We start from the raw sequence: 22,616 nt of genomic DNA on the forward strand, positions 1-22,616 counted from the left end.
ATCCAATAAAACCGCCGACGCTGCCGCTGCCGCCGAGGCGACGGCTTCGCCATCGCCGGCGGCATGGGCGGCGCCTCAAGCCACGCTGAAGTCCCAGTCGGCCGCCGCGCGCTGATGGCCGACCATTTCCACCGACTGCACGAAGGACGACGCCACCTGCTCCAGGGTGGTGCCGTTCGCCATCGCGGCGGTCCAGTAGGCCAGCCCGCTGGCATCGGCATCGCGGTTGAAGATCGCCGTGTAGAGCAAGGCGACGTCGTGCGCCGCCACGCCGTTGAAGCCGGCGTGGCCGGCAGCGTGCTCGTTCGATGCGATCATGCTCAGCGCGACCGAGCCCCAGCTGGCGCCGGCCTGGTGGACATTGGCCCAGTATTCGATGCCCATGACGTCGGCCTGGCGGCCCAGCACGGTCTGGTACATGCCGGCCAGCAGGCCCATGTCGGCGCTGTTCTGGACCGTGACGCTGGTGTCGCTGAACTGCAGCTGCTCGACGTTGACCACCATCGCCTTCACGTCCGGCGCGGCCTTGCTGCTGACGATCGCGTAGCCGTTGTGGAAGGCGATGTCGTAGTCGGCGCGCGCGCCGCCGAAGCTGGCGATGTCGGTGTCCGATCCGCCATGCAGCAGCGTGACGCCGGCGGCCGGGCTCGAGCCCTGGCCGGCAGCGCCGACGCTCAGGACATCCTTGCCGCCGCCGGCGAACACCGACGCCGAACCGCCCGGCGCGACCGTGAAATGCTGGGCGGCGGCGTCGCCGCTCAGCACCATGCCGCCCTGCGCGGTCACATTGGCGGCGCCGATCACGGCGGCGAAATTCACCTGCTGCAGCGCGATCGTCGAACCGGCCGCCAGGCCGCCGGCGTCGATCACCAATGCCGTGCCCTGCCCCGTGCCGGCGGCCTGGCCGCTCAGGGTCAGTACGCCGTTCGGCACGGTGGCGCTGACCGGCTTCACGGTCTCGACCAGCAGCGAGCCGCCGGATGCCAGGCCGGCCAGGAAGCTCTGGCCGTTGCCGGTCAGGTGGCCCTGGTCCGATGCCGCGTGCGTGGGCGTGGCCGCCCTGATCGCTGCCAGCAGGAGTTCGCCGGCACCGGCCACCGGCAGGTTGGCGCCGCTGGCCGACAGGCCAAAGCCGGGCGCCACCTGGGCCAGCAGCAGCGTGCCGCCCTGGGTGGAAGTGGCGAGGGGAATGTCGGCCACGCCCGCGTTACCGCTGGATTCCACCCGGTCCGCGCCGACGATCGGAATCGCGACCGCGCTGCCGTTCACGCCGCCCGGCAGGCCGACCGGCTGGATGGTCACCGGCATGCCGTCGATCAGGCTGACCGGCAGCGGCGGTTCGACGATGCGCAGCGCGAAGGCCGTGCTGGCCGCCGATTCGTTGCCGGCGGCGTCGGCCTGGGTCGCGCTCAGCGTGTGGACACCGATCGACAGGCCGGTGGCGATACTCCATTTGCCGCTGCCGTCCGCCAGGGCCGTGCCGACCTTGACCCGGCCCGTGCCGATGGTCTCGTACAGCGTGACCACGGCGTTCGCGAGCGCGGTTCCCTCGATGACCGGCATGCCGGCCTCGGTCAGGCCGTCGCCTTTCACCCCTGTGTCGCTTGCCGCCTGCAGCACCGGTGCGGCCGGCGCCGCGGGCGCCAGGGTGTCGAAGTGCAGCGAAGGCGCGGCGGCGGCGGCGCCGTCGTTGCCGGCCGCATCGCGGTAGGCACCGTCGTTCACGACGATGCCGGCGCTGCCGGCGTCGGTATTCGGCGCCGGCGTGAAGATGGCGGTGCGCACCAGGCCGCTTCCTTGAACAGCCGACAGCGTGCCGCCGCTGACCGTCAGGCTGCCGCTGCTGCCGTCCCAGCCGAAGCTGGATCCCGGATCTTCGCTGAAGGTGAAGGTGATGGTGGCGGTGTCGCCGATCTTCAGCTGGCTGGCGTTGCTGGTGATGAGCAGGGTCGGCCTGGTGGTATCGATGCTCACCGTGGCCGCGCCGGACATGGCGCCGACGTTGCCGGCGGCGTCGCTTGCCCTGGCCGTGACCGCATGGCTGCCCTCGCCCAGCGCCGAGGTCGTGATCGTCCAGTTGCCGCCGGTGGCGATGCCGCTGCCGATCACGGTGCTGCCGTCGCTGTCGTAGAGCGTGACGGTGGCGCCGGCTTCCGCCGTGCCCTTGAAGACCAGGCTGGTGGCGCTGGTGAGATTGTCGCTGTCGGAGGCGCCCTTGTCGCTGCCTTTGTCGAGGGCAGGCGCGGTTGGCGCGCCCGGCGCCAGCGTGTCGAAGGCGAGCGCAGGCGCGGTGGCGGCGCTGCCCGGGTTGCCGGCCGCATCCTCATAGGCATTCGCCTTGACGGCGATGCCGGCGCTGCCGCCGTCGACATTGGCGTCCGGGGTGAAGATGGCGGTGCGTACCAGGCCGCTGCCGCCCAAGGCCGACAGGGTGCCGCCGCTGACCGTGAGGTCGCCGGCGCTGCCGTCCCAGCCGAAGCTGCTGCCGGGATCTTCGCTGAAGGTGAAGGTGATGGTGGCGGTCTCGCCGGCTTTCAAGGATACGTGGTCGCTGGTGATGACGACGGTCGGACCCACGCTGTCGAGCGTATAGGCCTGGGTGTGGACCGGCCCGGCATTGTCGAGTGCATCGATCACGCGCACCTGGATGTCGTGGCTGCCGGCCGCGAGCGTCGCCGCGATCGACCAGGCATTGCTGCCGGTGGCGCCGGCGGCATCGAGCCAGGCATGGCCGCCGTCGAGCGAGACCTGCACGCGTTCGCCGGCCGCCAGGCTGGCGCTCAGGGTGCCCGAGATGGCCTGCGCCGCCGTGTTGGTGATGAAGTCGCCGGCGACGCCGGTGTCGTTCGACAGCGCCATGCCCTGGACGGTGGTGGACGGTCCGGCGGTCAGGACCTGCACCGTCAGGGCCGCGGAAGCATCGCTCACGTTGCCGGCCAGGTCGATGGCCCTGGCGGTGATGCCGTGGCTGCCGCCGGCCAGCGCGATGTCGCTGGTGATGTGCCAGGTCCCGTCGGTGACGGTCGCGTGGCCGATCTCGGTCGCGCCGTCGTAGAGCCGGACGGTGGATCCGATCTCGGCGCTGCCGCTGAAGGCCGGCCTGGTGACGCCGGTGATGTTGTCGGTGCTGGAGCTGCCGCTGTCGCTGCCGGCATCGAGGTCCGGCGCCGACGGCGCCGCCGGTGCGGTCGTATCGAGGGTATAGGCATGCGCGTAGACCGGCCCGCCATTGCCGGCGGCGTCGACCACCTGCACTTTCAGGGTGCCGCTGCCGGCCAGCGTCGCCGGCATCGACCAGGCATTGCTGCCGACGCTGGCGGTGGCCACGCTCCAGCTGGCACCGTTGTCGAGCGAGACCATGACTTGCTCGCCGGCGGCCAGGCTGGCGCCGAGGGTGCCGGAGATGGTCTGGTTCGCGTCCGCGGTGATCATGTCGCTGCCGGAGGCGCCGGTGTCGTTGGACAGCGCAGCGCCGGCGACCGCAGTGGCCGGCGGCGTACGGTCGACGGTGACCGCCAGCGCGCCGGATGCCGCACTGGCATTGCCGGCTGTATCGAAGGCGATCGCCGTCAGGCTGTGCGCACCCTCGCCCAGGTTGTTGACCGCGATACTGTACTTGCCGCCGCTGGCCGTCACGTGGCCGATCTCGGTTCCGCCGTCGTACAACCGGACCGTCGTGCCGTCGACGGCGCTGCCGGTGAAGGTGAGCAGGCTCTTGTTGGTGAGCTTGTCGCTGCCGGACGCGCCGGAATCGTCGCCGCTGGCCAGGGCCGGTGCGCCGGGAACGTTCGGCGCCAGCGTGTCGTAGGCGATCGTGGGCATGGCGCCGCCCGCGCCGGCATTGCCTGCGGCGTCATGGTACTGGCCCACGGCGATCGTAATGCCGGCCGTGCCGGCATCGGTATTTGCGCTTGGCGTGAAGGTGGCGGTGCGCGTGGTGCCGGTGCCGCTCATCGCCGACAGGGTGCCGCCGCTGACCGTCAGGCTCCCCGCGCTGCCATCCCAGCCGAAGCTGCTGCCCGGGTCTTCGCTGAAGGTGAAGGTGATGGTGGCGGTGTCGCCGGCCTTCAGCGTACTGGCGCTGCTGGTGATGACGACGGTCGGGCTCACGCTGTCCAGCGTATAGGCCTGGGTGTAGACCGGCCCGGCGTTGTCGACCGCATCGATCACGCGCACCCGGATGTCGTGGCTGCCGGCCGCGAGCGTCGCCGCGATCGACCAGGCATTGCTGCCGGTGGCGCTGGCGGCATCGAGCCAGGCATTGCCGCCGTCGAGCGAGACCTCCACGCGTTCGCCGGCCGCCAGGCCGGCGCTCAGCGTGCCCGAGATGGTTTGCGCCGCCGTGTTGGTGATGAAGTCGCCGGCGACGCCGGAATCCGTCGACAGCGCCATGCCGGCGATGGTCGTGGCCGGACCGCTGGTGATCACCTGCACTTCCAGCGCCGGCGAGTTGGTGCTGGCGTTGCCGGCGACATCGGTCGCAATCGCCGTGACGTAGTGCGTGCGCTGGGTGAACGGCGTGCCGCTGCTGGTGGTGATGTGCCACTTGCCATCCGCCCCCACCACGTCGCTGCCGATTTCGATGCCGCCGTCGAACAGCCGCACGGTGGCGCCGACTTCGCCGGTGCCGCTGAAACCCGGCAGGGTGACGCCGGTGATGTTGTCGGTGCTGGAAACGCCGCTGTCGCTGCCGGCATCGAGGTCCGGCGTCGAAGGCGCGGCCGGCGCGGCCGTGTCGAGGGTGTAGGCATGCGCGTAGACCGGCCCGCCATTGCCGGCCAGGTCGACCACCTGCACTTTCAGGGTACCGCTGCCGGCCAGCGTTGCCGGCAGCGACCAGGCGTTGCTGCCGACGCTGGCCGTGGCCGCGCTCCAGCTGGCGCCGTTATCGAGCGAGACCATGACCTGTTCGCCGGCCTGCAGGTTGGCGGCGAGGGTGCCGGAAATGGTCTGCGACGCGACCTTCGTGATCATGTCGGTGGCCGAGCTGCCGGTGTCGTTGGACAGCATGGCGCCGACGACGCTCGTGGTGGGCGCGGTGCGGTCGACGATGACCACCTGGCCGGCGGACACCCCACTCCGGTTGCCGGCGGCGTCCACCGCAACGGCGGCCAGCGTGTGACTACCCTCGGCGAGATTCGACAGCGAGATGGTGTAGGTGCCGCCGGAGACCGCGACGGAGGCGATCTCGGTGGCGCCGTCGTACAGCTTGACCGTGCTGCCGTTGTCGGCGGTGCCGCTGATGGTCAGCGGGTTCTGGTTGGTGACGCCGTCGCTGTTGGACGTCCCGGAATCGCCGCTGCTTGCCAGCACCGGCGCGCCCGGCGTCGACGGCGCCAGCGTGTCGTAGCCGACGCTGATGCTGGCGCTGCCGGCGTTGCTGTTGCCGGCTGCGTCCTGGAACGAGGCATTCTTGACGGCGATGGTGGCGGTGCCGTTGTCGACATTGGCGGTGGGCGTGAAGGTGGCCGTGCGGGTCAGACCGCTGCTGCCGCTGATCGGCCCAAGGGTGCCGCCGCTGACCGTGAGGTCGCCGGCGTTGAAGCTCGAACCGGGGTCTTCGCTGAAGGTGAAGGTGATGGTGGCGCTCTCGCCCGCCTTCAGGCTCGCCTGGTTGCTGGATACCGTCACGGTCGGCGCCTTGGTATCGTAGCTGATCGCGGAGGCGTTGCTGGCCGAGGTGTTGGCGTTGCCGGCCGCGTCCGCATAACTGCCGGCGGCGACGCTGATGTTGCCGGTGCCGTTGTTGGTATTGGCCGTCGGCGTGAAGGTGGCGGTGCGCACCAGGCCGGTGCCGGACAGTGCCCCCAGCGTGCCGCCGCTGACCGTGACGTCGGCATTGGTGAAAGTGGCGCCCGGGTCTTCGCTGAAGGTGAAGGTGATCTGGGCCGTCTGGCCGGCGATCAGGCTCGTCCGGTCGCTGGTGATGGCCATTGTGGGCGGCGTGGTGTCCGGCTGGATGAGCCGGAGGTTGTCGAACTCGACATCCATCTGGCTGCTTCCCTGGGCGCTGATGCGCAGGTAGGAGATATTGTTGAAGCCGGACAGATCCACCTTGGGACTGCCGCCCTGCATAGTCCATGGCAAGGACGCAGTGATCGCCTGCTTATTGCTGTCGAGGCCGGTAAAGGTCACCGTACCTGGCTGATAAAGCATTACCTGGAGTACGTCCAGGGAGGCGATGCTGAAGGTCTGGCCATTCTGGAACGAGATGTCGATGTTCGAGCTCAAGGTCGACGCAAAGGCCGTGTAGCCTCCGTTATCTCCCAAATCAACGTTGGCGCCGTTGTCGGCATGGATATGCAGTCGATAAGCAGCATCGCCGTTCAACGTGTAATAAACGTCCGGCGAGTAGTTGTTGGAGAGAGCGCCGATTTGCTCGAAATCGACCGTGTACGGCAACGTCAATGCCAGCGTCTCCCCGTAGGCCGCGCTGAGCCCGGCACTGCCGATACTGGCGGCCTCGATCGTCCCGCTGGCGACTTCCAGCTTCCAGTCGCCTCCCAGCGAGGCGCTGCCGGTCAGGTTGCTCGAGGCAGCCACGTCGGCTCCGGTGGCGCTTGCCAGCTGCTCGATGAAACCGCTGCCGCCGGCGCCGATATCGCATCCATACAACAGGATGTCGCCGTCCGGGGCCATGCTCCGGCCGATGGCCTGCAGTTGCGCGGCGTGGGCCGCCAGACCCGCGTCGTCGAGCGTCAGGGTGCCCAGGTTCAGGGTGCCGGCGGCGCCATGCGAGACGATGTGCAGGGCGTCGATGCCGGTCCGCCCCGCCAATGCCGCCAGGATCTGCTGCAGGCCGTCGGCACGCGAATCGAGGATGACGATCTCGCGGCCGGCGCCGGCTTCGCGGGCGATGGTCTGGTAATCCGCGACATTGTCCTCGATAAAGACGATTTCAGTGCGCGCCATACCGGCGAGCGCATCGGGCGTGAGATCGAGACCTGCATTGGCCATGCTTGTATTCCTTGTGATGTGTTCTGGATGGAAGGCGCGGCGCCGGGCACTGGCCTTACTGTCTGCGGCAGCAAACCGAGGAGACGGAGGAAACCGGGTGTCAAGACAGACGATGCGTGGATGATGAATTAAAAATATCCACGAAGCAACACGTCATTCACAAAAGGATGACATATGTTGCTTGAATTTGACGAAGATTAGGGATGATTCATGACAAAATTTCATGAATCCAGCGGCGCTGCGGAGAGGCTTCCGCGCCACTATTCGAGATGGATGGATGCGCGCCGCGGCGCCGGTCTTCCATTGCGGAGACCGGCAATGCCGCGGCGGCCTGGACCGGACGTCAGTTGACGATGGTCTGTGCTTCGCCTTCGTTGCGAGCGCGGATCTCGCCGATCCGGTAGACGGTCTCGCCGGCGGCCTGCAGTTGGGCCATGGCGGCGTCGGCGTTTTCCTTCGACACGATCACGGTCATGCCGATGCCGCAGTTGAACACGCGGTGCATCTCGGCATCAAGCACGCCGCCATGCTGCTGCAGCCACTGGAACAGCGGCGGCATGGTCCAGGACTTGGAATCCAGCACGGCGGTCAGGCCATCCTGCAGCACGCGCGGGATGTTCTCGACCAGGCCGCCGCCGGTGATGTGCACCAGGCCCTTCACTTCCATGGCCTGCATCAGGGCCAGCAGCGGCTTGACGTAGAGACGGGTCGGCGCCATCAGGACATCCGCCAGCTTGCGGCCGTGGAAGTCGGCTTCCAGGTCCGGCTTGGCGACTTCGATGATCTTGCGCACCAGCGAATAGCCGTTCGAGTGGATGCCCGAGGAAGCCAGGCCCAGCACGACGTCGCCGGCGGCGATCTTGCTGCCGTCGATGATCTGCGATTTTTCCACGGCGCCGACGGCGAAGCCGGCCAGGTCGTATTCGCCGTCCGGGTACATGCCCGGCATCTCGGCCGTTTCGCCGCCCAGCAGGGCGCAGCCGGACTGTTCGCAGCCGAGGGCGATACCCTTGACGACGGCGGTGGCGGTGGCGACGTCCAGCTTGCCGCAGGCAAAATAGTCGAGGAAGAACAGCGGCTCGGCGCCCTGCACCAGGATGTCGTTGACGCTCATGGCGACCAGGTCGATGCCGACCGTGTCGTGGCGGTTCAGCTCGAAAGCGAGCCTGAGCTTGGTGCCGACACCGTCGGTACCGGACACGAGGACGGGCTCCTTGTACTTCTTGCTGATCTCGAATAGGCCGCCGAAGCCGCCGATGCCGCCGAGGACGCCTTCGCGCATGGTGCGCTTGGCAAACGGTTTGATCGCTTCGACCAGGGCATCGCCGGCATCGATATCGACACCGGCATCGCGGTAGGAGAGAGAAACATTAGACGGTTGGCTCATGATATTTGGCAGCGGAGGCGGTAAAATAGATAGCGGTAGATCAACTGAACGCACCCGCGTCACTGCCGGGAACGGCCAACTGGTCAATCCGCTATTTTAGCAAAACGGCCCTGCCACGACGCGAAAACAAGAACAATATGCCTTTTTTCCCTCAGCCCGGATGAGATGCAAGCCATGAAACAGCTGGTGCTCGATTTAGGCGCGGCCGACCCGGCGCAGAGCCTCGACACCTTCCAGATAGGAGCGAATGCCGAAATGGCGCACCTGATGCACCAGTTCGCGCAGCGCGCCTCGCGTGAGCATTTCTGCTACCTCTGGGCCGAAACCGGTGCCGGCAAGACCCACATCCTGCACGGCCTGGCCGCCACGCCCGGTTCGCGCTACATCGCCTTCGACGCCGATACCGAGCAGTTCACCTACACGCCGGACACCAGCCTCTACCTGGTGGACGACATCGACCGCCTGACGCCGGAACGCCAGATCGACGCCTTCGCCCTGTTCAACCAGGTGCGCGAGCACGGCGCCTACATGGTCTGTGCGGGCCCGGTGCCGCCGGCCGTGCTGCCGGTGCGCGAAGACCTGCGTACCCGGATGGGCTGGGGCCTGGTGTACCAGATCCACGGCCTGTCGGACGACGAGAAGATCGCCGCCCTCACCCAGGCCGCCGAGGCACGCGGTTTGACGCTGTCGGCGAGCGTGTTACCCTATTTGCTGTCCCATTTCAAGCGCGACATGCGCTCCCTGTCGACCATGCTGGACGCCCTCGACCAGTATTCGCTCGAGACCCAGCGCCCGGTCACGCTGCCCCTGCTGCGTGACCTGCTGCTGCAGGGAAACCCGCAAAACGAATCCAAAGAATGAGTAATCTCGCGCTGTTTGACCTCGACCATACCCTGCTGCCGCTGGACTCCGACTTCGAGTGGGGCCAGTTCCTGGTACGGAACAAGGTGGTCGACTGCGACGCCTACCAGCGCCGCAACGAAGAATTCTTCAACCAGTACCAGGCCGGCACCCTCGACCCGGTCGAATACCTCGAGTTCGCCCTCGGCACCCTGGCCGGTTTCGACCCGGCCCACCTGAAGGACCTGCACGCGCAGTACATGCGCGAAGTGATCGAGCCGGCGATCCGGCCGAAGGCGGTGGAACTGCTGCAGCGCCACCGCGGCGCCGGCGACCTGGTGGCCATCATCACCGCCACCAACGGCTGGCTGACGGCGCCGATCGCGCGGGCACTCGAGGTCGAGCACCTGATCGCGGCGCGCCCGCACCTGGACGAACGCGGCCATCCGACCGGCAAGCTGCTCGGCACGCCGACCCAGGGCCACGGCAAGGTCACCCACATGCATGCCTGGCTGGAGAGCCTGGGCAAGCCTTTCGGCGGCTTCGAGCGCAGTTATTTCTACAGCGACTCGCACAACGACATCCCGCTGCTGTCCGTCGTTTCGCATCCGGTGGCGACCAACCCGAGCGCCAAACTGGCCCAACACGCAAGCGCCCATGGCTGGCCTTTACTCCATCTGTTCAATGATTAAAAAATTCATCCGCAAGATCCTTGGCGTGAAAGACCAGCGCGATCCCACCCAGCCCGTGATCCTCGGCCCGGCCGAGCATGGCATCGACCCCAGACTGCTGTCGCCGAACGCGGTGCGCGTCACCCAGACCCTGCAGGAAGCCGGCTTCAAGGCCTTCGTGGTCGGCGGCGCCGTGCGCGACCTGCTGCTGGGCGTGAAGCCGAAGGACTTCGACATCGCCACCGACGCCACGCCGGAAGAGGTGAAAAAACTGTTCCGGCGCGCCTTCATCATCGGGCGCCGCTTCCAGATCGTGCACGTGATGTTCGGCCAGGAGCTGCTGGAGGTGACCACCTTCCGCGGCAACTCCAGCAACAACAACGCGCCGAAGGACGAGCACGGCCGCGTCCTGCGCGACAATAACTTCGGTCCCCAGCACGAAGACGCCGAGCGCCGCGACTTCACCATCAACGCCATGTACTACGACCCGGCGACCCAGTCGGTGCTCGACTACCACGGCGGCATCCAGGACATCCGCGACAAGGTCCTGCGCATCATCGGCCAACCGGAAGCGCGCTACCGCGAAGACCCGGTGCGCATGCTGCGCGTGGTGCGCTTTGCCGCCAAGCTGCAGTTCACGATCGAGCCGGCCACCCGCGCGCCGATCCCGGTGATGGCGCCGCTGATCAACAACGTACCGGCCGCGCGCGTATTCGACGAGATGCTGAAACTCCTGCAGTCCGGCCATTCGCTGGCCTGCCTGAAGGAGCTGCGCGCCGCCGGCCTGCACCACGGCCTGCTGCCGCTGCTGGACGTGGTGCTGGAACAGCCGATCGGCATGAAGTTCGTGACCCTGGCGCTGGAATCGACCGACGCCCGCGTCCGTGCCGGCAAGGGCGTCTCGGCCGGCTTCCTGTTCGCCTCCCTGCTGTGGCACCAGGTGCTGGAAAAGTGGAACGCCTACCGCGCCGCCGGCGAATCGGCGATCCCGGCCCTGCACCTGGCGGCCGACGACGTGCTCGACAACCAGACCGACAGCCTGGCGCTGCAGCGCCGCATCGCCACCGACATGCGCGACATCTGGGCGATGCAGCCGCGCTTCGAACGCCGCACCGGCAAGTCGCCTTACAAGCTGCTGGAGCATCCGCGCTTCCGCGCCGGCTTCGATTTCCTGCTGCTGCGCTGCGAATCGGGCGAGCTCGATGCGGAGCTGGGCAACTGGTGGGCCACCTTCTATGCCGGCGACATCGCCGAGCGCGAACGCCTGATCAACTCGGCCCGCGAACCGCAGGGCGGCGAGAAGAAGAAGCGCCCGCGCCGCCGCGGCCCGCGCAAGACCGGCGACGGCGACTCGGCAGTCCAGTTCGACGGCGGTGCGCAAGCCGCATCGGGACCGGACGGCGAATGAGTTCCTGGATCGGCATCGGCGCCAACCTGGGCGATGCCAGCGCCAACGTCCTCGACGCGCTGGAGCGCCTGGCCTGGGTGCCGGGCGTGCGCCTGTTGCGCGCCTCGTCGCTGTACCGCACCGCGCCCATCGATTCCTCCGGCGACGATTACGTCAACGCGGTGGCGGAAGTCGACACCTCGCTGAGCGCCCGCGCACTGCTGGCCGCCCTGCACGGCATCGAACAGGCCCATGGCCGCGAACGTCCCTACCGCAACGCCCCGCGCACCCTCGATCTCGACCTGCTGCTGTACGACGACGAGGTCATCAATGATGCGCCTTCCCTGCTGGTGCCCCACCCGCGCATGCACGAGCGTGCCTTCGTGCTGGCGCCGCTGGCCGAACTGGCGCCCGGGCTCCTGATTCCCGGCCGCGGCCGCGTGGCGGACCTGCTGCCCTTCGTTGCCGGCCAGGCCATCGAAAAGATCGGCTGACCGGTACTAGCCGCCGATATTGCGGAAAGGATCGAGCGCCAGGTCGATCAGCCGGCGCTCGCGCACGACGATCTCGGCCACGGCCGTCATCCCGTAGCGCAAGGGATAGACCGTGTCGCCCACGGTGTAGTGATCCTGGTCCAGCGCCACCCGGCCTTCGTAGACCGGCTGCTTGCTCTGCTGGGAAGGCTTGGTCGCCGGGGCGATGAATTGCAGGGTCCCGCGGATCAGGCCATAGCGCTGGTAGGGAAACGCATTGAATTTTAATTGCACCGGCAGCCCTTCGCGCAGGAAGCCGCGGTCGTGCTCGGCGATTTCGATCTTCAGGATCGGCCTCGCATTCTTCGGCGCGATGCCGCCCAAGGGAGAATTGGCCTGGATCTTGTCGCCGGGCTGGGTCGAGGTGACGTCCGTGATCACGCCGTCGACGGGGGCGACGATGAGCAGGAAATTCTCCTTGTCGATATTCTCGAACTTGATGCGGGCCGCGGCGTCGGCCACCAGGCGCGCCGTCTGCACCTGCAGCCGCATCTTGTCCTCGGCATTGTCCATCTCGCGTTCCGCCGCTTCCAGCTGCAGGCGCAGCTTGGACAATTCCTGGCCGCTGGTTTCGAGCTCCGAGCGCGCCTGGGTCGCTTCGACGCTTTGCCGTGCGCCCAGCTCGGCAATGCGCGACTGCGCCACGCGCACCGCATTGTCGGCCGCCAGCAAGGCGTTCTTCTTGCTTTCGACCTGCAACTGCGACACGCCGCCGCCGCCGGGCATCGCGAACAGGCGCGCATACTTGTCGGCTTCGTCCTTGGCCGCGTCGCGCGCGCGCCGGGCCTCGTCGAGGTTGGCGCGGGCTTCCTGCTGCTGGGCGGCCTGGCCCTGCGACAGCCTGCTGGTGCCCTGGGAGAGCCGCTGCTGGTGCTGGCGTTCTTCGACCGCGACGGCCTCTTTCAGGGCGGCGACACGGTGTTCCATCAGCGCTTTCTTTTCAGGGAACTCCTTCCAGTCGCGTTCGGCATCCTCGAGCTTCAGACGCGCTTCCAGCGCATTCTTCGCGGCCTCGATGGCGCCGCGGGCGTACAGCCGCGCGACGACGTCGCCCTTGTTCACCGGCTGGCCCTCGGCGATGTAGATATTGCTCAGTTCTCCATCGATGGGCGCATACAGGCGCCGCACCTCGGACGCCGGCCCGAGCGCGCCCCCGGCGGTCACCAGGACGTCGGCATGGCCGAAGAAGGACCAGACCAGCGCCGTCAACACCAGCGCGACCATGGCATAGACCAGGGCCTGGGTGAAGCGCCACGGCACCGCGGTGAGGATGCCGATGCCTTCGGCGCTATGGTCCTCGAGCGCCTGGCTCAACGGCGCCATCGGCTTCGGTTTCAGGCTTGGCAGCCTCATGGTTGGCAGCTTCATGGCTGGCCTCCTGCAATGCGAGCTTGCGGATATCGCTGAGCGCGGCGGCATAGGCGTCACGGTATGCCGGCACGTGGGCGGAGATGAGCGCAAAGGCACGCTGGTGGGCGTCGCCCTGGTCTTCCCACTGCCTGAGGAATTGACGGATCTGCGCCGCGTCCGCCGCGTCGCGTACCGGCGCCTGGGCGCCGCCCCGGGCCGCCGTGAAGGCGCGCAGCTGGCCGATCCAGTCGAGCTCCGCCAACAGCGGCAGGAGCTCGGGGTTGCGGCGGCCATGCAGGCGCATGGCGGCAAGCTGGGCCGTCGCACGCTGGAACTGGCCCTTGTCGATCGCCGCCATCCAGGGCGGCAATCCGGCCTTGAGCTGGGCTTCGGTGTCGAGCGCGCGCAGGCGGGCGTTGTCCGGATCCTCGTCCAGCGCCGCCGCGGCGACGGCGGCCGCCCGTGCGTAATTGCCGCCGGCCAGCAGCTCAGCGGTCTCGTGTTCGGCACCGCCGCCGCGCACCAGCATCCATCCGAGCAGGACCACCGGTACCAGCGCGGCGATGCGCCACTTTGCCGGCACCCGGGCCGCCATGGCCCTCAGGCGGCCACGGCCGGCCGGCGCCGGCTCGGCCGCAGGACCATCCACCGCAGCGGCGGCAGCCCGCTCATCCTGCACGGGAGCAGGCTCGACGCAGAAGATGTCCAGGAAGGAATCCGCGGCCGCGACGAAGGTCGTGCGGTCCGCATCCGCCGCCGCGGGCACCTGGGTCACGCCGATGCGCGTCGGTGCCGCGTCGGACAGGGATTCATCCCATTGCATGGAGACGCGATAGACGAAGTGCCGGCCGCCGAACGCGAGCGTATCGCCTTCGTGCAGCGGCACCGCCCGTTCCTCGATGCGGCTGGCGTTGACGAAGGTGCCGTTGGTGCTGCCGAGGTCTTCGATGAAGGGTTCGCCTCCCTTGAGGAAGATGTGCGCATGCCGGCGCGACAGGTAATTCACCTGCGCCGGCTCGCTGTCGCGGTAGCGCGCGAAGCTGTCTTCCGCTTTTCCGACCAGGAAAGGAAACTCGGTGACGACGATCGTCTGCAGCGCAGAATCGTCGTGGCTGGGCGCCAGGGTCAGGCTGGCCAGGCGCACGCGCGAGGGTGCCGCCGGCCCCTGCTCCAGGCATACGCGGAACTTCAATACCTTGCCGAGTCCCAGCACGTCGCCGCTGTGCAGCGTGGCGATCGCCGTCCTGACCGGCACGCCGTTGACGCTGGTGCCGTTGGTGCTGCCGAGATCCGCGAGGTAGACCGTGTCGTGTTCGCAAAAGAGGCGGGCATGGCGGCGCGACAGCTCGGAGGCGAGCTCGGGCGGATAGGCATCGAAGGGCGCTTCCGCGCGGCCGATCGCGAACAGGCTGTCGTGGATCCGGATCGGCGCCAGCTCCGGATGCGAAACAGGTTCGAGCACGATCCGCACCGCCGTTCCCGTCGCGGAGCGGGCTGCGGCGATCGTGAGATCGGGCATCATGGCCTTGCGCCCGGTTCAGTTGCGCGCCGCACTGCGCACATCCACCGCCGGCCAGCCGCCGCCCAGCGCCTTGTACAGGGTCACGGTGTCGGACAGGATTTGCTGGTGATTGGCCAGCAGCGCCAGCTGCGCCCCCAGCAGGGAGCGCTCGGCTTCGAACACGTCCAGCTGCGATACCACGCCCTCCTTCAACTGGGCTTCCACCTGCGCGGCGACGACGCCCAGGCGTTCCGCCTGCTGCCGCAGCTCGTCGCGCTGGCGCCGGTGCGCATCGAGATTGACGAGGGCGTTCTCGACTTCCTCGAACGCGTCCATCACGACCTTCCGGTACTGCTGCTCGGCCACCTCGTTGTTGGCCTGGCTGGTTTTCAGGCGCGCCTTGACGGCCGGGTCGAAGATCGGGAAATTGATGCTCGGCAGCAGGCCAAAGGTGAACGACTTGAGCAGCGAGCCGAGCGCGAAGCTGGAGGTGCCGCCGCGGCCGGTCAGGCTGATGGACGGCAGCTGGGCCAGCTTGGCCTGGCCGACCAGGTCGTAGGATTCGAGCACGCGGTATTCGGCAGCCACGATGTCGGGACGGCGCTTGAGCAGTTCCGACGGCAAGCCTTCGGGCACGGCCGGCAGCTGCACCCGTTCCTGCAGCGAGCCGGTGGGCAGGCTGAAGTTCCCGGCCGGTACGCCGAGCAGGGTTGCCAGCGCATTCCCGGACAGCGCGCGCAGGCGGCCGAGCTCGATCGAGTCATTGTTCAGGCGGTTGATCTCCGCGCGCTGCTGCAGCACGCGCGTCAGCGGCAGCAGGCCCTGCTGCTGCATCGCTTCGTAGGTCGCCAGGATCTGCCTGTTCTTTTCCAGGGTCCTGCCCTGCTGGGCCAGCTGTTCGTCGAACTGCAGGATCTGGAAATACGTTGTCGCCACCTCCGATGCCAGCGTCAGGTAGCCCGCGCGCCAGTCGGCCTCGGTGGCGCGGAATTCCGCGGTCTGCGCATCGGCCCCCTTGGCCACCTTGCCCCAGATGTCGATGTCCCAGTTGACTTGCGTGCCGAGGCTGTACTGCTTGGTGAACTTCTGGCCGGTACTCTTTTCGAAGCTGGCGCCGGCGCCGGCGTCCAAGGTGGGCAGGGCGCCGGCCCGCGCCTCGTCGATCTGCGCGCCGGCCACCCTGGTGCGCGCCGCCAGGATCTTGAGATCGACGTTGTCGCGCACCGCGCGCTCGACCAGGCGGTCCAGGTCCGGGTCGCGGAAGCCCTTCCACCAGTCCTGTTCGATCATGGCCGCCGGCGCCACCGGCAGGGCCCGGCCGCTTGCCCAGGCCGTCTTGGCCGGGCTGTCCGGGCGCTGGTAGGGCTTCATGCTGACGTCGGCGCAGCCGCACACGAGCACGGTCGCGATGCCGGCCATGGCGGCCGCTATCGGGTGGGTCCTGTTGCAGGGGAAGTGGGTGCTCATGGCTCACCTCGTCTGCCATGCCTTCGAGTCGACGAATACATTGAACAGGCGTCCGTCCAGGTGGCCGGCACGGCATTCTTCGGCGATCAGGTCGAGCGCACGCTCGGCCGGAACCGCCTGCTTGTACGGCCGGTCGCGTGCCGTCAGCGCGTCGTAGATGTCGCTGATCGTCAGGATCCGCGTCTGCAGGCTGATCGCCGCGCCGCGCAGCCCCATCGGATAGCCGGTGCCGTCGAGCTTCTCGTGGTGGCCATGGGCGATCGCCGGCACGCCCGCCAGCTCGCGCGTCCAGGGAATCAGGATCAGGAAGGAATACGAGTCGGCCACGTGGGCTTCGATCTGCCGCCGCTCGTCCGGGGTCAGGCAGCCCTTGCCGATACTGAGCGCGGCGAATTCATCGTCGTCGAGCAGGCGGAAGGACGGATCGCCGGTACCCAGGCACACGTGGTCGCGGATCGCGCCCAGCCCCTCCGGCGCCGTTGCGTGCGACACCGATGGTTCGTTGGCCCGCAAGATCAGCGCCAGGAACTCGTCGAGGCGCGCGTCCTCCTCCGCCAGCTGCGCCACGATGCGCTCGCGCTCGCGGCGCAGGTCGGCCGCGCCCAGCTCGCCGCTCAGTTGCCGCTCCGTCAGGCTGCGCCAGGCATGGCGTTCGAGGCAGGCGCGGGCATAACGGAAGCGCTGTTCCAGCAGGCGCATGTCGGCATGGTGGAGTTTCTTTTCCTTGCGCAGCACGTGTTCGCGCACGCCGACCTTGCCGAAATCGTGCAGCAGCGCGGCATAGCGGATCTCGCGCAGCTGGGCCGGCGTGAAGGCGGCGCCGCGCAGTTCCGGATCGTTGGCATGCTCCAGCGCCACGGCCAGGTTCTCGGCATAGCCGGCGACCCGGAACGAATGCCCGGCCGTGACCGGATCGCGCTCTTCGATTGCCTGCACCGAGGCGCACACGAAGCCGTCGAGCAGGCCCTTGATATCGGAATACAGCTGGAAGTTCTTCAGGGTGACCGCGGTCTCCGCGCAGACGCCGCTGAGGATCTCCAGGTCGGCTTCTTGGAACGCATGCGGATCGGACGAGGTGTCGACCTGGATCAGGCCGAGGACGTCGTCGCCCAGGATCAGCGGCACGCACATCACGCTCAGGATGGCCTGCGCAATGATCGATTCGTGCGCGCCGTAGTGGCGGTCGGCGAGCGTATCGACCGACAGGACCGCCCGCTTGCGGCCCAGCACTTCGTCGACGATGGTGCGCGAGATTCGTATCTGGGTGGGATCTTCCACGATCCCGCCGCGGCGGCGCGCGGCGACCGGCTGTGGCGGGTCGCGTTCGCTGCCGCGCAGCATGATGAAGGCGCGCTCGGCCAGCGGGAACAGGTCGAAGATGAAATTCATCAGCTTTTCGATCAGCGTTTCCTGGTCGCTGACGACACCCAGCGCGATACCGACCTGGGCCATCGCATGCAGCCGGTGCACCGTGTTCTCGAGATCGCCGCGGCCGGCACTGCTGGTATCCACGACGGGCGCGAACTGGGTGGCATCCACCGAGCGCGTGATCACCGCGGATGCGGCACCGCGCTCGGGCAGCAGCAGGGAGTGGAACACGAGGTGGGCGGACGCCAGCGCCAGTTCGTCGCCTTCGGCCAGCACGCGCCAGGCGCCGGGCGCGAGGCGCTCGCCGGACACGAAGGTACCGTTGCGCGAATGCAGATCCTCGACGAAATAACTGGCGCCGCGGCGCCGGATGCGCGCATGCCGCCGGCTGACCGTCTGCTCGGGGATGCAGACGTACTTGTCGGAGGCCAGCGCATCCTGCGGGTTGCGCCCGACCACCGCCTCCTCATGCAGCGGGAACACGGCCGGCTTGCCGGGCTCCGCTCCCATCCATTCCAGGTAAGCCCGGACCGGGCCGCTCGATGCGGAAAATGGCGTGTTCGGTTCCATGTGACTGCTTCATCTGACCGTGATCGTGATCTTCTTGGAGACCACCGGCGGCGTGTGGACCATGTGGTTTTCGTCGCCCATCACCAGTTGCAGCGTATGCTTCCCCGGCGGCAATTCGAGCATCGTCTCGGTCTCGCCCGCGCCGAAATGCAGGTGGTTGCGGTCCGACGGAATCTGCTGGCCGGCCGCCGGCGGATCGGCATCGACCAGCAGGTGGTGGTGCCCGGTGTTCTTGAACGCCACGCCCTTCGGCGCGACGCCCATGTTGCGCAGCCCGAACCATACGCGGAAAGGCTTGCCGGCCGGGAGCACCGCGCCATCGGACGGCCAGCCGATGTAGCAGTAGGCATTGCTCGGCGCGTCGGTCGAACCGGCCGGCGCGCTGGCCAGGATGGCCGCCACGGCGACGGCGGCGGGGAACAGGTTGCGCATGGTGGTCTCCAGCGGCTTCGGCAGCTATCGCACGGTGATGGTGATCTTCTTCGACATGATGGGCGGTGCGTGCGGGATGTGGTCCTTGTCGCCCAGCAGCAGTTGCAAGGTATGCGTCCCGGGCGGCAGCTCGACACGGGCTTCGGTTTCGCCGGCGCCGAAATGCAGGTGGTTGCGATCGTTCGGGATCGGTTCCGTCATCGGCGGCAGGTCGGTATCGATCAGCAGGTGATGGTGGCCGGTGTGCGTCACCGCGGTTCCCTTGGGTGCGACACCCATGTTACGCAGGCCCATGCGCACCCAGAACTTGCCGCCGTTGATGACCGTGCCGTCGTGCGGCCAGATGAAATACACCTGGGCATTTTCCGGAGCGGCGGTCGGGGTGGCGGCAGCGGTGGTGCCGGCATGCAGGGTCGCCGCCAGCAATAAAGGAAAAACCAAAGGAAAGCGCATGATCGATAGCTCCCGAATAGGGCTGACTGAGGTGCGCGTCAATACTTCTAAATCTGGCACACTCTGGGTCAGATCGCAAGGTACTTCTGTCGAACACAGGCCAACGGAGCGCGCTCATGTGGCAAACACCCTGGAAGGTTTGCGTACTGGCCGGGCTGGCCTGGGCATGCCATGCTGCTGCCCAAGACCATTTGCCACGGATCCAGCTCGCAGGTGTCGTTCCCAAGAACAGCGCCGAGCAGTTCGAGCTGGCGTTCTGGAACTCGGTCAAGGACAGCAACCAGATCAGCGATTACGAGGCCTATCTGAAGGCCTATCCGAAAGGGAAGTTCGTGGCGCTCGCGCAGGCGCGGATCGCCACCCTGCGCGCGGCGCAAACGCAGGCATCGGGATCCGCCTCTGCGCCGCCGGTTCCGAAGCAGGCGCCCGCCAAGGCGCCGGACACGGCCGCACGGCCGCCGCCCGCCAAGGCCGCGCCGGCGGTACCTGCGGCAGGCGCGGCCGCCGGCGCCGCCGGTGCCACCGCCTCCGGCACCGAGATCAAGGATTGCGCAGCCTGTCCCGCGCTCGTGTCCCTGCCCGGCGGCACCTTCACGATGGGGAACAACACGAGCGACCCCAGCGAAAAACCGGCGCACCAGGTCAGCATCGATGCACCGTTCGCGATCGGACGCCATGAAGTCTCGGTCCAGCAGTGGAGTGCCTGCGCCGCCGCCGGCGCTTGCCAGAAGATCGCCGTGCCCGTCGGCGCAAGTCCGAACGCACCGATGCGCGATGTCAGCTGGGACGATGCCCAGCAGTACGTCAAGTGGCTCGGCGCCATCAGCGGCAAGCCTTATCGCCTGCCCACCGAGGCGGAATGGGAATTCGCTGCCCGCGGCGGCACCACGACCCGCTACTGGTGGGGTGAGCAAATGGCGCAAGGCAAGGCCAATTGCAAGGAATGCGGCAAGCCATGGACCGAGGATGCACCGGCGAATGTCGGCAGTTTCGCTGCCAACCCCTATGGGCTGTACGACACCAGCGGCAGCGTATGGGAATGGGTTGCCGACTGCTGGCACAACAACTACAAGGGCGCCCCGGCCAACGCCCGCGCCTGGGACGAGAAGGATTGCCGCGTACGCGTCATCCGTGGCGGATCGTGGCGCGAAGGCGCCTCGTACATGGTCACCTCCACACGCTTCAAGTACGACGCCGGCGTGCGCCATTCGCAGAACGGCTTCCGGGTCGCGCGCAGCCTCAAATGACGGGTGGCTTGCGCGGCCAGGGCTTGCGCGGCTAGGGCTTGCGCGGACGGGTATGGATCTGCAGGAACTCGACCGCGATCTTGCCGGCGCCGCTGTGCGCCCGGATCTGCTCCAGGCGCCTGGCGGCATCGGCCAGGTAGGCGGCGGCGGGCTCGGACACGGGCCGGGGCGCATCGAACAGCACCGTCGGCGTCGTCACCAGTACCACCAGTTCCGCGCCGAAGGGCTTGCCGATCCCCCATTCACCCAGGCTGCCGATCGTCGCCGTGTAGTTCGGCGGCGCCCGGTTGTCATGCGTGCGCACGTTCGGCAGCAGGTGGGTGACGCTGCCATCGAGCGAATAATAGTCGACCGTGATGAAGGACTCGGCCGCCGGGGTGGTCACGTCGACCATCAGCGAATCGCCTTCGCTCAGCACGGCATCCGGCCCGTGCCCGGCACCGGCAAGGCGGATCGCGGCGCCGCCGCCGGCCTGGCGATAGGCCGACCAATAGGGTCCGAGCGTCGAGATCACGCCACACTTGGCCCGGTCCACCACCTTGACGTCGGCATTCACGCTCGACACGCCAGGCACTGCGGCGAGCTCGTCCTTCAAGCCGGCCTGCCCCGGCGGTGTCGACAGGTAGCCGTGTACCGTCACCGCATGGCCATCGACGCTGCCCACCAGCGCCGCGCAGGGGATCTTCCCCAGCGTCGCGGCAATCGCGGCTGCCGTTGGCGCTGGCGCAGGCGCAGGCGTGGGTGCGGCCGGCGTCGGCGCGGGTAGGGCCGCGGGCGGCGCAGCCTGTTCCTGGGCCGTCGCCGGTGGCGGTGCCGCGGCAGTCGCCTGCGTGCGTGGCTTCGCGCCCAGGTAGTGCCAGCCGACTGCGCCCAGCGCAGCAATCGCAAGGATGCCCGCCGCCGCCCCGGCCGCCAGGCCGTAGCGCTGTACCGGTGCGCCGGTGCCGAAATCGTGCAGGAAGCGCTCGACCGTGGGTGTGCGCGCATTGCGCTCCAGGGCCAGGCCGCACTTCAGTGCATGCCACGGTCCGCGCGCCAATCCGACCGGCCGCTGCGGCTTCATGCCGGCGCCGCGCGCCTGCAGGGCGGAAACGCCATTGAAAGGGTGGCGGCCCGTCAGCAACTCGTAGGCGATGCAGGCCAGCGCATAGATATCGTCGCGCGGATCGGGGTCGAGGTGCTCCAGCATCTCGGGACTCGCATAGGCCGGCGTGAGCGCGCCCAGGCTGCCGGGATCGAATACCGTGACATCGACATCCTCTTCGGTTTTCTGGAACACGCGCGCGATCCCGAAATCGATGACCTTGACGTTGCCCGACTCGGTCAGGAACACATTGCCGGGCTTAAAGTCGCAATGGACGAAGCCGCGCCCGTGCGCGTAGGCCAGCGCATTGCCCATGCCGGTCACGATGCGCAGCACGTCCGGGTATGGCATGCCGGCGAAGCCCGGCGCACGTAGCACCTGGCTGAGGGCCTTGCCCTTCAGGTATTCCATGGTCAGGTAGACCATCGGACCGTCGCGGTCGAAATCGTAGACCGACACGATGTTCGGATGCGCCAGCGCCTGCGCCTTGCGTGCCTCGCGCTGCAGGGCGATCAGGGACTTCGGGTGGCCACGGAACTGGACGTTCAATACCTTGATGGCGATATAGGGCTTGCGATCCGAGGCTTCCAGCTTGCGCAGGTCGAGCGCCTTGTACACGGTCCCCATCCCGCCGAAACCGATGCACTCCTCCAGCACGAAGCGGTTGTTGAGCGTATCGCCGACGCCTTTCATGCGTTCCGGTTCGGGATCGGCATCGCCGTCGTAGTCGCGCGAAGGCGGTGGAGGGTCGCGCAGGGTGTATGCGCCGGGCCGGGTCTGAACAAAGGTGTCGTCGCCCCCCTTGTGCTGGCGCGCGACGATCAGGCGCTCGATGCGATGCTGGATTTCCGTATAGACCTCGCCCGGCAGCGGCTTGCGCGCATGTTCTTCGCTCAGGACCTCGAGCAGGCGGCCCACGCTCTCGGGCGCACTCTCGAGCACGCGATCGACCTCGGCAAAGAATTCGGCGCGCGGCAAGGTGCCGGACTGCAGTTGCCGGATCGCGTGAGCGAGGCTATCCATGGTTGTGTTTGTTAGATCCCGGAGCGTCTATTGAGACTAGCATGAAAGCCCGGATGATCAAGTCCTGTCGCACACCGGAGTGTGGGTTCGCGACGAACAAGTCCCGAAAGGTGTTGGGTCCGGGCCATCACCGGCGGTGCCTGCGGCCGCTTCCTCCGCTGCCGTGAACGGCTGAGAACATCAAGAAAATCCCCTTTGTTTTCAATGGCCTGCATGCATTTTGGCGGCATTCGAAAAAAGCTGGCACGCATCCTGCTGATAGTCCATCGAGCGCAAATCAAATGCCTCAACCAACCAAACCGACATCCAAGGAGATTTACCATGAAAACCCTGATCATCACCGACC

Annotated in this window: 14 protein-coding genes; 5 read left to right on the top strand and 9 right to left on the bottom strand. The window is 67.6% G+C overall.

What is annotated here, in order from left to right; translation table 11 throughout:
* Positions 1-75: 75 nt before the first annotated feature.
* Positions 76-6,957 carry an Ig-like domain-containing protein gene (locus AC1DOQ_RS22780; protein WP_477369401.1) on the bottom strand — a complete coding sequence of 2,294 codons (6,882 nt, stop codon included), beginning with the start codon at positions 6,955-6,957 and terminating at the stop codon, positions 76-78.
* 343 nt (positions 6,958-7,300) lie between these two features.
* Positions 7,301-8,344, bottom strand: coding sequence for a phosphoribosylformylglycinamidine cyclo-ligase (purM, locus tag AC1DOQ_RS22785; protein ID WP_477369403.1), 1,044 nt, complete (start codon positions 8,342-8,344; stop codon positions 7,301-7,303).
* A gap of 174 nt (positions 8,345-8,518) precedes the next feature.
* On the opposite strand from purM, the gene hda reads away from it, so the two are divergent.
* The 4 genes from hda to folK are packed head-to-tail and all read left to right on the top strand — an operon-like array spanning position 8,519 to position 11,736.
* Positions 8,519-9,205 (top strand): DnaA regulatory inactivator Hda, encoded by a 687-nt coding sequence (gene hda / locus AC1DOQ_RS22790; RefSeq protein ID WP_477369405.1) that lies wholly within the window; start codon positions 8,519-8,521, stop codon positions 9,203-9,205.
* Positions 9,202-9,876 carry an HAD family hydrolase gene (locus AC1DOQ_RS22795; protein WP_477369407.1) on the top strand — a complete coding sequence of 225 codons (675 nt, stop codon included), beginning with the start codon at positions 9,202-9,204 and terminating at the stop codon, positions 9,874-9,876. Before hda ends, AC1DOQ_RS22795 begins: the two co-directional genes overlap by 4 nt.
* Positions 9,869-11,263: a polynucleotide adenylyltransferase PcnB gene (pcnB, locus tag AC1DOQ_RS22800; protein WP_477369409.1), complete on the top strand. Its 1,395-nt coding sequence runs from the start codon at positions 9,869-9,871 to the stop codon at positions 11,261-11,263. Before AC1DOQ_RS22795 ends, pcnB begins: the two co-directional genes overlap by 8 nt.
* A complete protein-coding gene (folK, locus tag AC1DOQ_RS22805; protein WP_477369411.1) occupies positions 11,260-11,736 on the top strand; it encodes a 2-amino-4-hydroxy-6-hydroxymethyldihydropteridine diphosphokinase in 477 nt (158 codons plus the stop codon). Before pcnB ends, folK begins: the two co-directional genes overlap by 4 nt.
* Positions 11,737-11,742: 6 nt before the next feature.
* Here the strand turns inward: folK and AC1DOQ_RS22810 are convergent, their stop codons facing one another.
* Genes AC1DOQ_RS22810 through AC1DOQ_RS22835 form a run of 6 tightly spaced genes read right to left on the bottom strand, consistent with a single transcriptional unit; the run spans position 11,743 to position 18,916 of the window.
* The gene (locus tag AC1DOQ_RS22810; RefSeq protein ID WP_477369413.1) at positions 11,743-13,143 is read right to left on the bottom strand and encodes a beta-barrel domain-containing protein; all 1,401 of its coding nucleotides are present in this window, start codon (positions 13,141-13,143) and stop codon (positions 11,743-11,745) included.
* Entirely contained in the window at positions 13,064-14,647 is a 1,584-nt protein-coding gene (locus AC1DOQ_RS22815; protein WP_477369415.1) for an FHA domain-containing protein, read from the bottom strand. The genes AC1DOQ_RS22810 and AC1DOQ_RS22815 overlap by 80 nt, the downstream gene beginning before the upstream one ends.
* Positions 14,648-14,662: 15 nt before the next feature.
* Positions 14,663-16,093, bottom strand: coding sequence for an efflux transporter outer membrane subunit (locus tag AC1DOQ_RS22820; protein WP_477369417.1), 1,431 nt, complete (start codon positions 16,091-16,093; stop codon positions 14,663-14,665).
* Positions 16,094-16,096: 3 nt separating this feature from the next.
* On the bottom strand, positions 16,097-18,031 hold the full coding sequence (locus tag AC1DOQ_RS22825) for an HD domain-containing phosphohydrolase (RefSeq protein WP_477369419.1): 1,935 nt from the start codon (positions 18,029-18,031) through the stop codon (positions 16,097-16,099).
* 9 nt (positions 18,032-18,040) lie between these two features.
* The gene (locus tag AC1DOQ_RS22830) at positions 18,041-18,463 is read right to left on the bottom strand and encodes a DUF4399 domain-containing protein (protein WP_477369421.1); all 423 of its coding nucleotides are present in this window, start codon (positions 18,461-18,463) and stop codon (positions 18,041-18,043) included.
* A gap of 24 nt (positions 18,464-18,487) precedes the next feature.
* On the bottom strand, positions 18,488-18,916 hold the full coding sequence (locus AC1DOQ_RS22835) for a DUF4399 domain-containing protein (protein WP_477369423.1): 429 nt from the start codon (positions 18,914-18,916) through the stop codon (positions 18,488-18,490).
* A 116-nt stretch (positions 18,917-19,032) separates the two neighbouring features.
* On the opposite strand from AC1DOQ_RS22835, the gene AC1DOQ_RS22840 reads away from it, so the two are divergent.
* Positions 19,033-20,163 carry a formylglycine-generating enzyme family protein gene (locus tag AC1DOQ_RS22840; RefSeq protein ID WP_477369425.1) on the top strand — a complete coding sequence of 377 codons (1,131 nt, stop codon included), beginning with the start codon at positions 19,033-19,035 and terminating at the stop codon, positions 20,161-20,163.
* Between the two features lie 31 nt (positions 20,164-20,194).
* On the opposite strand, the gene AC1DOQ_RS22845 is transcribed toward AC1DOQ_RS22840, so the two are convergent.
* Positions 20,195-22,270: a serine/threonine protein kinase gene (locus tag AC1DOQ_RS22845; protein WP_477369427.1), complete on the bottom strand. Its 2,076-nt coding sequence runs from the start codon at positions 22,268-22,270 to the stop codon at positions 20,195-20,197.
* Positions 22,271-22,616 lie beyond the last annotated feature (346 nt).

This window comes from Massilia sp. 01N417 (assembly GCF_056399645.1).